Origin of the sequence: Labrys sp. WJW (assembly GCF_001676615.1) — a bacterium.
Classification (GTDB): domain Bacteria; phylum Pseudomonadota; class Alphaproteobacteria; order Rhizobiales; family Labraceae; genus Labrys; species Labrys sedimenti.
The window spans coordinates 22,054-32,522 of sequence record NZ_LYXZ01000065.1 but is presented as its reverse complement, the minus strand read 5'-3'; the positions used below and the strand labels follow the sequence as shown (position 1 = coordinate 32,522).

General features: G+C 64.7%; 11 protein-coding genes. 6 read left to right on the top strand and 5 right to left on the bottom strand.

The features are described 5' to 3' along the window. Positions 1-112: 112 nt before the first annotated feature. The 4 genes from rimI to BA190_RS31045 all read right to left on the bottom strand — a co-directional run bounded on the left by rimI (position 113) and on the right by BA190_RS31045 (position 3,982). Complete coding sequence (gene rimI / locus BA190_RS31060; protein WP_068297443.1) at positions 113-592, bottom strand: ribosomal protein S18-alanine N-acetyltransferase; 480 nt, start codon at positions 590-592, stop codon at positions 113-115. A 10-nt stretch (positions 593-602) separates the two neighbouring features. After that, on the bottom strand, positions 603-1,280 hold the full coding sequence (tsaB, locus tag BA190_RS31055) for a tRNA (adenosine(37)-N6)-threonylcarbamoyltransferase complex dimerization subunit type 1 TsaB (protein ID WP_068297440.1): 678 nt from the start codon (positions 1,278-1,280) through the stop codon (positions 603-605). 366 nt (positions 1,281-1,646) lie between these two features. Further along, positions 1,647-2,300 (bottom strand): isoprenylcysteine carboxylmethyltransferase family protein, encoded by a 654-nt coding sequence (locus tag BA190_RS31050; protein WP_082980163.1) that lies wholly within the window; start codon positions 2,298-2,300, stop codon positions 1,647-1,649. 236 nt (positions 2,301-2,536) lie between these two features. Continuing rightward, positions 2,537-3,982: a HAMP domain-containing sensor histidine kinase gene (locus BA190_RS31045; RefSeq protein ID WP_068297437.1), complete on the bottom strand. Its 1,446-nt coding sequence runs from the start codon at positions 3,980-3,982 to the stop codon at positions 2,537-2,539. Between the two features lie 428 nt (positions 3,983-4,410). Between BA190_RS31045 and rpsO the strand changes: the two genes are divergently transcribed. Both rpsO and pnp read left to right on the top strand, forming a co-directional pair. Continuing rightward, positions 4,411-4,680 (top strand): 30S ribosomal protein S15, encoded by a 270-nt coding sequence (gene rpsO, locus BA190_RS31040; RefSeq protein ID WP_068297434.1) that lies wholly within the window; start codon positions 4,411-4,413, stop codon positions 4,678-4,680. A gap of 254 nt (positions 4,681-4,934) precedes the next feature. Beyond that, positions 4,935-7,082 carry a polyribonucleotide nucleotidyltransferase gene (gene pnp / locus BA190_RS31035; RefSeq protein WP_068297431.1) on the top strand — a complete coding sequence of 716 codons (2,148 nt, stop codon included), beginning with the start codon at positions 4,935-4,937 and terminating at the stop codon, positions 7,080-7,082. Positions 7,083-7,174: 92 nt separating this feature from the next. On the opposite strand, the gene BA190_RS31030 is transcribed toward pnp, so the two are convergent. Further along, the gene (locus tag BA190_RS31030; protein ID WP_371260443.1) at positions 7,175-8,005 is read right to left on the bottom strand and encodes an SDR family NAD(P)-dependent oxidoreductase; all 831 of its coding nucleotides are present in this window, start codon (positions 8,003-8,005) and stop codon (positions 7,175-7,177) included. Positions 8,006-8,105: 100 nt separating this feature from the next. Here BA190_RS31030 and BA190_RS31025 point away from each other — a divergent pair, with 100 nt between their 5' ends. The 4 genes from BA190_RS31025 to rplT all read left to right on the top strand — a co-directional run bounded on the left by BA190_RS31025 (position 8,106) and on the right by rplT (position 10,412). After that, the gene (locus BA190_RS31025) at positions 8,106-9,047 is read left to right on the top strand and encodes a GlxA family transcriptional regulator (RefSeq protein WP_068297464.1); all 942 of its coding nucleotides are present in this window, start codon (positions 8,106-8,108) and stop codon (positions 9,045-9,047) included. Between the two features lie 44 nt (positions 9,048-9,091). After that, on the top strand, positions 9,092-9,568 hold the full coding sequence (locus BA190_RS31020) for a hypothetical protein (RefSeq protein ID WP_068297428.1): 477 nt from the start codon (positions 9,092-9,094) through the stop codon (positions 9,566-9,568). A gap of 252 nt (positions 9,569-9,820) precedes the next feature. Beyond that, positions 9,821-10,021: a 50S ribosomal protein L35 gene (gene rpmI / locus BA190_RS31015; RefSeq protein ID WP_068297425.1), complete on the top strand. Its 201-nt coding sequence runs from the start codon at positions 9,821-9,823 to the stop codon at positions 10,019-10,021. Between the two features lie 37 nt (positions 10,022-10,058). Beyond that, a complete protein-coding gene (gene rplT, locus BA190_RS31010) occupies positions 10,059-10,412 on the top strand; it encodes a 50S ribosomal protein L20 (protein ID WP_068297422.1) in 354 nt (117 codons plus the stop codon). The last annotated feature ends 57 nt before the right edge of the window (positions 10,413-10,469 follow it).

The window sequence follows — 10,469 nt, the reverse complement described above, 5'->3', positions numbered from 1 at the left end:
TCGCGCCGAAAAGTGGGTAGCGGTTTTCGGCAAAAAAGATGCGGCAACAAGGAATTACAGCATCGAGCCTGATTCAGAAATCAGGTTCGATGCTGTAGCCGCGCATACGGGATCATCTCAACGCCCGCTCCATGATAACAGCCGTCGCCGGCGGTCCCTTGGCTCGGGCATAATAGGCCTGCCGCCTGGCGATTTCGTTGAAGCCGTGGCGCTGGTAGAGGCGAAGAGCCGCGACATTGTCTTCGGCGACCTCGAGGAAGACCTTGTGTGCGCCTGCCGCCGCGAGCCGGCCGAGATGGTGCTGCAGCAACAGGGTCGCCAGTCCCGCGCGGCGCGAGGACGGCGCGACGGCGACGGTAAGGATCTCGGCCTCATCAACCACCAGGCGCGACAGGGCAAAGCCGGTCGGGGTGCCCTTGCCGCCCGGGCGGGCGAGATGGGCAATCGTCAGGCGATCGGCCAGCATGCGCTCGAACTCATGCGCATCCCAGCCGCGCTCGAAACCCGAGGCATGGATGGCGGCAAGGCCCGCTGCATCGCCGGCCCTGGCATCGGTGACGACGGGAGGCTGTTTGCGGCCGAACCAGCTCATCGCCGCCTCCTCACTGCCGCGCGATCTGGCCGTTCTGCTGCGGCGTCGCGTCGGCTGGCTTGAGGTAGGTCGGCCTGGGCGGCGAGTCGGCGGGGTCGGCGAGCAGGCCGAGCCTGGCCACCCAGTCGATATCCGGCGCCGGGCTGGCATCGACGATCTGGCCGGCCGTACCGGCGGCCTTGGCTTCCTCGAACAGCAGCGGGGCGGCCGGCCCGGCCATCTTCACCGTCGCCGGGCCGAGCACGCGCGCGGCCTCGCGCAAGGGGATGCAGCCGGCCTCGACGATGCTGCGGCCGCGATTGGAGAAGAGTTCGAAATAGACATGGCCATGGCGCGCATCGATGGCGACGGCGACATGCTGGCCGTCATTCTCATCGATATGGGGCGCGGCGATCGCCGCCAGGGTGGAGATGCCGACGCAGGGCACGCGCAGCGACAAGGCGAAGGCCCGCGCGGCCGAGATGGCGACGCGCAGCCCGGTGAAGGAGCCCGGCCCGACCGTGGTGGCGACCCGGTCGATCAGGGAAAACCCGCCCGACCGCTCGACGACATCGCGCACCAGCGGGATCAGCGCCTCGGCCTGGCCGCGCGCCATCGGCAATGTCTGCGAGACGATGGCGCCGTCGTCGGAATCGAACACGCTGGCCGAGCAGGCTTCGAGGGCTGTGTCGATGGCCAGGATACGCATGGAAAACACCTATGGCGCATTACGATTTGGTGGATACCGGGAATCGCAACGACGCATTCGAACGAGGAGCGAGAGCAAAAGAGCGCTTCCGTTTAAACGCACCTTGCTCCTGGGGAGGACCGGACCGTCCGGCAGCCGCCAAATTCCAGCGATATCGCAGGAGTTGGTGCCTGTGCAACGCTTTCCTGGGAATGCAGGCATCACAGGGGGCTCTCTCCCGGCAGTGCCCTCTCCCAGGCATTTCATTCTCCAAATGCGACGCGCCCTAAAGCGTTTTGCGATTTGATGGAATCACTTCGAATCGCAAAGACGCGTCTGAACAAAGAGTTAGAGAAAATAAGCGTTTATACTTGAACGCGTTTTGCCCTAGGGCACCAGCAGGTAGATCGGCAGATAGCCCTGGTTCTGCAGCAGTTCGACCAGTTCGGCTACCGGAAAGGCGGCCAGGAACAGGCAGGCGTCGAGGAAGGTGCGCGTCACCAGCGAGGTCTGGATCTCCAGCGTCGGCACCGAACGCCAGAGCGCGAAATTCGGCAGGAAACGCGGGACGCGGGCGCAATAGGCGTCATAGACCGCGCCGAACTTGTCGTGGAGGAACTGCTCCTCCTTGTGCGTCACGATGGTGAAGATCACCACCGTGATGGTGAAGACCAATGCCGCGGTGGTGACCGTGCCGAACTGGGCCCCGGCGCCGGCGGCACCGATGAAGGAGAAGACATAGAGCGGATTGCGGCAGATCGAATAGGGACCGTCCTCGACGATCAGCTGCTTCTTGCGTCCGCCGATATAGAGGGAGCACCAGGTGCGTCCGACGATGGCCACCACGATCAGCACCAGCCCGACGCTTTCGATGGTCTCGTGGAAACCGTGGCCGGCCTCGTCCTGCCACAGGGAGTCGGTGAACAGCAGCACCACGAAGCCGAGTACGCCCAGGAGGCCGAGCACGATCCGGCGTATGGTCTGCACGGCATTGATGTCGACGGGAGTGCCGACATTGCCGCTGTCCTTGATATTGTTCATGAATTTGCTCGATTGGGGTTCCGGTCGCGCGCGACCAGCTCCCCGGCGTCACGCCAATGCCATCGTCCCGACACGGGACCGTCACGACTCTAGAGCAAAGCGCGTCTGGACGAAACGCCGTTTTGCTCCAACTCTTTGCTTCGGCGCGTCTTTGCGATTCCTGGCGATTCCGCCAAATCGCACTTTGCTCTAGCGCGCCGCGTCGCGATCGTCCTTGCCGGCGCGTTGCCGATGCTTCAAGCCGGGCGGTCGGGAATGGTGATCCGGAACGTCGCGCCGCCTCGGTCCGCCGTCTGCTCGAGCAGAGAGAGCGTGCCGCCATGGGCGCGTACGAGTTCGGCGGCGATCGCGAGGCCGAGGCCGGAGCCGCCGGGGCGGGTCGAGCCCGAAAAGGCCTCGAACAGCTTCTGGCCGGCCTTCACCGAGACGCCCGGACCATTGTCCGCCACGTCGATGGTCACGACGGCACCGTTCCGCCGCCCGCCGATCTCGATCCGGTTCGGCGAGGCGTCGGGTGCGACATGGCCGTCCAGGGCCTGCACGGCATTGCGGCACAGATTGAGCAGAACGCGTGAGAGCTGATCGGCGTCGGCATCGATCTGGAGGTCGGGCTCGAGCGTCTCCACCCATGTCAGCCGATCGTTCGCCTCGCCGAGGCCGAGCAACTGGCGCGTATCGGCGACGATGGGGGCGAGGGCGATCCGCCGTCGCGTGGGCAGTGGTTCGGAGGCGAGCCCATAGGACAGCGTCGACTGGCAGAACGCGATGGCCCGGCCGATGGTCTGGATCAGTTTCGGCGCCAGGCGCTGCACGATGGGATCGTCGGTCTCGGTCAGGCGGTCGGAAAAGAGCTGCGCGGCCGCCAGCATGTTGCGCAGGTCGTGATTGATCTTGGACACGGCCAGGCCCAGCGCCGCCAGGCGGCTCTTTTGCTGCAGCATGCCGTGGAGCTGGCGCTGCATGGCGGCGAATTCGCGTTCCGCCATGCCGATTTCGTCGCTGCGGCCGGACGTGCGGATCACGCCGGCTTCATCCTCGGGATCGGCGGCAAAACGCATCATGGCGCCGGTGAGCCGGCGCATCGGGCGCACGATGAACAAGCTGAGGGTGAGATAGATCAGGCCGGCGGTAATGGTGGAAATGGCGAGCGTGATCACGAGCCAGCGCCGGGCGAAATCGTACATGCCCTGCTGGAGCGGCGTCTCGTCGACGACGATCTCGACATATTGCCCGTGCATGGGCGCATCGCCGACGACGCGGATGAAGCGTCCCTTGGGCGCCAGCAGCGTATCGAGCGCGTCGCCGATCGCCTCCATCGCCGTGAGGCTGCGCAGATCTGTGGCGATGGCCACGGTGGGCGGCATGTCGGAGGAAGCGAGCAGCCGCTTGCTGTCGTCGGTCTTCAACGCCACCATCTTGGCGCCGACCGAGGCAAGGATCTGCCGGGCGAGATCATCGGAAACCATGCCGTCGGGCGCTGCTTCCAGCACCAGCGCGGCGGTGATGGCGGAAGCGATGCGGTTGGAAAGCCAATTGCGCCGATAGTTCGCCACCACCGGCAGGTAGACCAGCACCTCGGCCAGCAGGCCGAACAGGATGGTGAGGACGAGCAGGCGGGCCGACAGTCCGAAGCGGCCGGGCCTGTTGCCGGGCGGGGGGCTGGTGGTGGTGGAACGGGGCACGCCTTTGCCTTAACGGAATTTAGGGAGCGTCGCCAGTGGGCTTGATGCGGTGCACTTGCGGTGTCTTGGATTTGGCACGACCTTTGTCATTGCCGGGCTTGGCCCGGCAATCCAGCCTCTTGCTCGATTGCGTCGGGGGGACTGGATAGCCGGGTCAAGCCCGGCTATGACAAATCGGAGCGGTGTCTCCTCAAGCGAACGGCGTTTCACCGGCGCTTGCTTTTTTCTGGCTTTTTGGCCACGCTTCGACTATAGGGCCGCATCCCGGCGCTCATGCGCTGGTTTTTGCCCGCCCCCGCCGACCCCGCTGGACGACATCCCGGCCGGGCCTTGGTGGACGGCGATCCTGGCCAGATGGCCCCTTCGTCGCAAGACGGTATCGGCAATCGCGCGCTCCGCGCGGCGATGCTTCATGAAAGGACGACCCGATGTCGATCAGCCAAGAGCGCAAGACCGCGCTCATCAAGGAATATGGCGCCAAGGCCGGTGATACCGGTTCCTCGGAAGTCCAGATCGCGATCCTCACCGAGCGCATTACCAATCTCACCGGCCATTTCAAGTCGCATGTGAAGGACAACCACTCCCGTCGTGGCCTTCTCAAGATGGTGGCCCTGCGCCGCTCGCTGCTCGACTACATCAAGTCGCGCGACGAAGAGCGCTACAAGTCGATCATCGCTCGTCTCGGCATCCGCCGCTAAGACTGATCAAGCCCGGAAGGCTCCATGCCTTTCGGGCTGTTCCATTTCAAGACCGGGACGCGGCGGCATGGGGCCGGCGCGAAAGCCCACAGACCGGATAGGCAGCAGGCCATGGCAGGATCGCAGGAAGCACCCCTCGGGCGTTGAACGTCAGGATGCTTCCCGCCATCTTGCGATGGCCGCTTTTGTTTCAGGCGCCATTGGTCGACGCCCTGCCTCGTCCGGTCGATCCACAAGAGTAGGATTGATCCTTAATGTTCACAATTTATCGCGAAGAGCTGGAATGGGCCGGCCGCAAGCTGACCCTCGAAACCGGCAAGATCGCCCGCCAGGCCGATGGCGCCGTGCTCGCTTCCTATGGCGACTCGACCGTGCTGGCCACGGTGGTTTCGGCCAAGGAGCCGAAGGCCGGCGTCGACTTCTTCCCGCTCACCGTCAACTACCAGGAAAAGGCCTTCGCGGCCGGCCGCATCCCCGGCGGCTATTTCAAGCGTGAGGGCCGTCCCTCCGAGCGCGAGACGCTGATCTCCCGCCTGATCGACCGCCCGATCCGCCCGCTTTTCGTCGACGGCTATCGCAACGACACCCAGGTCGTCGTCACCGTGCTGTCGCATGACCTGATCAACGACACCGACGTGCTGTCGATGGTTGCCGCTTCCGCTGCCCTGACGCTGTCGGGCGTGCCCTTCATGGGCCCGGTCGGTGCCGCCAGCGTCGGTTATGTCGACGGTGCGCTGAAGCTCAACCCGACCATCGACGAGATGAAGGAATCCTCGCTCGAGCTCGTGGTCGCCGGCACTGCCGACGCCGTGCTGATGGTCGAGTCGGAAGCCAAGGAACTCTCCGAGCAGACCATGCTCGAGGCCGTGATGCTCGGCCACAAGGGCTTCCAGCCGGTGATCGAGGCGATCATCCGCCTGGCCGAGAAGGCCGCCAAGGAGCCGCGCGACTTCCAGCCGGCCGATCGTTCCGAGCTGGAGAAGGCCATGCTCGGCGTGGTCGAGGCCGATCTGCGCGCCGCCTATGCGATCACCGCCAAGCAGCAGCGCTATGCGGCCGTGGATGCCGCCAAGGCCAAGGTCGTCGCGCACTTCCTGCCGGAAGGCGTCGAGAATCCTGCCTACACCAAGCAGGAAATCGCCGAGGTGTTCAAGGAGCTGCAGGCCAAGGTCGTGCGCTGGAACATCCTCGACACCGGCACCCGCATCGACGGCCGTGACGTCAAGACGGTCCGCGCCATCGTTGCCGAAGCCGGCATCCTGCCGCGCACCCATGGCTCGGCCCTGTTCACCCGCGGCGAGACGCAGGCCCTGGCCGTGGCCACGCTGGGCACCGGCGACGACGAGCAGTTCGTCGACAGCCTGGAAGGCACCTACAAGCAGCGCTTCATGCTGCATTACAACTTCCCGCCCTATTCGGTCGGCGAGACCGGCCGCATGGGTTCGCCCGGCCGCCGCGAGATCGGCCATGGCAAGCTGGCCTGGCGCGCCGTCCACCCGATGCTGCCCCCGCAGCACGAGTTCCCCTACACCATCCGCGTCGTCTCCGAGATCACCGAGTCCAACGGCTCGTCCTCGATGGCCACCGTCTGCGGCACCTCGCTGGCGCTGATGGATGCCGGCGTGCCGCTGCGCGCTCCGGTCGCCGGTATCGCCATGGGCCTGATCCTGGAAGGCGAGCGCTTTGCCGTGCTCTCCGACATTCTGGGTGACGAGGACCATCTCGGCGACATGGACTTCAAGGTGGCCGGCACCGAAGGCGGCATTACCTCGCTTCAGATGGACATCAAGATCGCCGGCATCACCGAAGAGATCATGAAGGTTGCTCTGGAGCAGGCCAAGGGCGGCCGCCTCCACATCCTCGGCGAGATGGCCAAGGCCCTGTCCGGCGCCCGCGCCGAGCTCGGCGAGCATGCCCCGCGTATCGAAGTGATCACCATTCCGGTCGACAAGATCCGCGAAGTGATCGGTTCGGGCGGCAAGGTCATCCGCGAGATCGTCGAGAAGACCGGTGCCAAGGTCGACATCCAGGACGATGGCACCATCAAGGTCGCCTCGGCTTCGGGTACGGCGATCAAGGCCGCGATCAACTGGATCAAGTCGATCGCTTCCGAGCCCGAGCTCAATGCGATCTATGACGGCACCGTGGTCAAGACCACCGATTTCGGCGCCTTCGTCAACTTCTTCGGCGCCAAGGACGGCCTGGTTCACATCTCGCAGCTGGCTGCGAACCGCGTGAACAAGGTCACCGACGTGGTCAAGGAAGGCGACAAGGTCAAGGTCAAGCTGCTCGGCTTCGACGAGCGCGGCAAGGTGCGCCTGTCGATGAAGGCCGTCGACCAGGCCACCGGCGAAGACCTGGAGAAGAAGGCCAAGGCCGACGGCGAAGCCGCTGCCGAGTAAGGCGGGATTTCACGCCAGCGAATTGGAAAGGGCGGCCCGGCGGGCCGCCCTTTTTGTTTTTTGTTGTCTGATGACGACTCTCTACGGCGCTATCAGGCCGCACTGGCCTGCGTGACCCGATAGCGCGCGGCCGGCCGGGGATGGGAGAGGTTTGGCGACAGTGCCTTGCGGGCCGCCTCGAAGCTGGCCCAGTCCGCGATGTCAGGCAGGGCCGGGATGGTGACCAATTCACCTTGCTCGAGGCCGGCGAGGGCGGCGTCCACCATGTTCTCGGCCGACATCACGCCGACGCTCTCCGGCAATTGCTCGACGGGCACGCCGAGGACGTTCCAGAAATCGGTGGCGGTGGCGCCGGGCAGGACGGCCTGGACGCGGATGTTCTTGTCGGCGAGTTCATGGTGCAGGCTCTGGCTGAAGGCGAGCACATAGGCCTTGCTGCCGCCATAGACCCCGTTCAGCAATTCCGGCGCGATCGCCACGATGGAAGCGATGTTGACGATGGTGCCGCCCCCGCGCTCGACCAGGCCGGGGACTGCGGCATAGGTCAGCCGCGTGAGTGCGGTGACGTTGAGGCCGATCATGTCCTCCATCTTCTCGACCGAGGCCTGGAGCAAGGGCGCCGCGCTGCCGAAACCGGCATTGTTGACCAGCCCGGTGATGCTCTTGTCGCTTTTCAGCACGGCCTCGACAGCGGCGAGGCCTTCCCTGGCGTTGAGGTCGGCGGCGAGGGTGCGGACCTCGCGGCCGGTCGTCTTGCCGAGGCGGTCTGCGAGGGCCTTGAGCTTGTCCTCGCTGCGGGCGACGAGGATCAGGTCATAGCCGCGATGGGCGAGGCGGTCGGCATAGACGGCGCCGATGCCGGAGGAAGCACCCGTGATCAGCACGGTGCCTTTGGATGTGGCGGACACTTTGGAGGAGGACATGGGAAAATCTCCATGGGTTGCAATGGCTGGAGATTAGATCCGCTGGCTTTTGTCTCAAATGTCATATATGACACCTTTCAGGACAAGAATGGAGGCGCTCATGCAACGCGTCGGCTTTCTGATTTCGCCCAATTTCCAGATGATGAGCTTTGCCGCTCTCTCGGCCTTCGAATTCGCCAATTATGCTGCGGACAAGACGCTCTATGACATCGCCATCGTCTCGGAGAGCGGGGGACCCGTGCGAAGCTCCGTCGGCCCCACGATCGACAGTCTTCGCTTCGACGAGCCCGAATTCGACACGCTCGTGGTCTGCGGCACGCCCAATGTCGATCCGCCGACGCCTGATGTCATCGATTATGTGCGCCGGGCGCCGGGGCTGTCGCGCCGCGTCGCCTCGATCTGCACCGGCGCCTTCGTGCTCGCCGAGGCCGGGCTCCTCGACGGCCGGCGGGTGACCACCCATTGGCTGTGGACGCGCGACCTGCAGGTCCGTTTCCCGCGGCTCAAGGTGGATGAAGACCGCATCTTCATCGCCGACGGCCAGATCTGGACCTCGGCCGGCATGAGCGCGGGTGTCGATCTCGCCCTCGGCATGGTCGAGGAGGATCATGGCGCCGAACTGGCCCGCACCGTGGCGCGGCAACTCGTGCTCTATCACCGGCGCGGCGGCGGCCAGTCGCAGCATTCCAACCTGCTCGATCTCGACGCGAAGTCGGACCGCATCCAGACCGCGCTCACCTATGCCAGGCGCAACCTGCACACGCCGCTTTCGGTGGAACAGCTTGCGGAGGTCGCCCATCTCAGTCCGCGCCAGTTCAGCCGCGCCTTTCGCACCGAGACGGGCCAGTCGCCGGCCAAGGCGGTGGAGAATTTGCGCGTCGAGGCAGCGCGGCTGATGATGGAGCAGACCCTCCATCCCATCGACATCGTGGCCCGGGAGACCGGGTTTGCCGACCGCGAGCGCATGCGGCGCGCCTTCCTGCGCGCCTTCGGCCAGCCGCCACAGGCGATCCGAAGGCTGGCAAAGGGTGCTGCGGCGTAACGGCGTCGGTGCTCGATTGTTTCGGACGTATCCTGAAAGCGCGCATGGCCGTGCTAGAGACGGGCCGGGCGGCGGTGGAAGAGCCGGCCGATCATCCGGAGAAGTTCATGCCACGTCATCTGCGCCTTCTGCTCCTCGCCGTTTCCTGCCTCGCATCTTCGGCTGCGGCTGCGCAGGACAAGTCTGGCGTGCCCTTTCCCGCCGAGGCGCAGGGCGTGTGGACCCGCGACGTCGAGAGCTGTGCCAGCAAGACGGATCTGAAGGGCGAGGCCCCGCTGCGCATTGCAGTCGAGGGCCGGGAATGGACGGAGGAGGGCAGCATCGGGCGGGCCCGCTCCGTCACCCAGATCGCCAAGGACCCGCCGACCTGGCGGCTGCAGGTTTCGGAAGACAGCGAGGGGGAAACCTTCGACTACACCGTCATTCTGGTGAAGATCGGCAAGGAGCTGGCGACGGTGTCCCATGCGACCGTCGACGGCGAGAAGACACCGCTGGTGCACAGCTATCGCAAATGCGGATAGGATCGACGCTATAGGCGTTTTTGCTGGGAGCCACTCAATGCCCGTAAAATGCGCTGAAATCGGAGGCTGGGGCCGCCCGGCCTGTTGCTTTTCTCCCCGCTTGTCGCTATAGACCCGGCTTCCCCGCATCGACCGGCTGATAAGGGCTGCCGTGGCGATGTTGTTGGCTCGGGCGCTTTTCAAAAAGCACACGGCTTACCGGTGGCGGAACCCAAAAGGTTTCGGCGCCTTTTTTATTCGGAGACGAGCAAAATGCCCAAGATGAAGACCAAGTCGGGCGCTAAAAAGCGCTTCAAGATCACGGGATCGGGCAAGGTGGTGCACGCTCAGCAGGGCAAGCGCCACGGCATGATCAAGCGTACCAACAAGCAGATCCGTAAGCTTCGCGGCACGCGCGTCCTCTTCAAGACGGACGGCGACAACGTGAAGAAGTATTTCCTGCCGAACGGCTGATCGCCACGGCAACGCGAAACCTTAAGGAGATCAGCAGATGGCACGCGTGAAGCGGGGCGTTACGTCCCATGCGAAGCACAAGAAGACACTCGACGCGGCGAAGGGCTTTTACGGCCGCCGCAAGAATACGATCCGTATCGCCAAGCAGGCGGTCGATCGTTCGATGCAATACGCCTATATCGGCCGCAAGCTCAAGAAGCGCAACATGCGCGCTTTGTGGATCCAGCGCGTCAACGCCGCTGTCCGCGAGCTCGGCCTGACCTACTCGAAGTTCATCGCGGGCCTGGCCAAGGCCGGCATCGAGATCGACCGCAAGGTGCTGTCCGACCTCGCCATCCGCGAGCCGGAAGCCTTCAAGGCCCTGGTCGAGAAGGTCAAGGCTGCCGCCTGAGCGGTACCTTGCCGAAGACGTTTTTCGAAGAACCCGCCGCGGCAACGTGGCGGGTTT

Bases quoted from the DNA above. Each gene is read 5' to 3' on its own strand.
- BA190_RS31050 (WP_082980163.1), bottom strand. From the start codon at position 2,300: ATGAACAATATCAAGGACAGCGGCAATGTCGGCACTCCCGTCGACATC.
- BA190_RS31020 (WP_068297428.1), top strand. From the start codon at position 9,092: ATGGCCGTGCTAGAGACGGGCCGGGCGGCGGTGGAAGAGCCGGCCGAT.
- rpsO (WP_068297434.1), top strand. From the start codon at position 4,411: ATGTCGATCAGCCAAGAGCGCAAGACCGCGCTCATCAAGGAATATGGC.
- rimI (WP_068297443.1), bottom strand. From the start codon at position 592: ATGAGCTGGTTCGGCCGCAAACAGCCTCCCGTCGTCACCGATGCCAGG.
- pnp (WP_068297431.1), top strand. From the start codon at position 4,935: ATGTTCACAATTTATCGCGAAGAGCTGGAATGGGCCGGCCGCAAGCTG.
- BA190_RS31025 (WP_068297464.1), top strand. From the start codon at position 8,106: ATGCAACGCGTCGGCTTTCTGATTTCGCCCAATTTCCAGATGATGAGC.
- BA190_RS31030 (WP_371260443.1), bottom strand. From the start codon at position 8,005: ATGTCCTCCTCCAAAGTGTCCGCCACATCCAAAGGCACCGTGCTGATC.
- rpmI (WP_068297425.1), top strand. From the start codon at position 9,821: ATGCCCAAGATGAAGACCAAGTCGGGCGCTAAAAAGCGCTTCAAGATC.
- rplT (WP_068297422.1), top strand. From the start codon at position 10,059: ATGGCACGCGTGAAGCGGGGCGTTACGTCCCATGCGAAGCACAAGAAG.
- tsaB (WP_068297440.1), bottom strand. From the start codon at position 1,280: ATGCGTATCCTGGCCATCGACACAGCCCTCGAAGCCTGCTCGGCCAGC.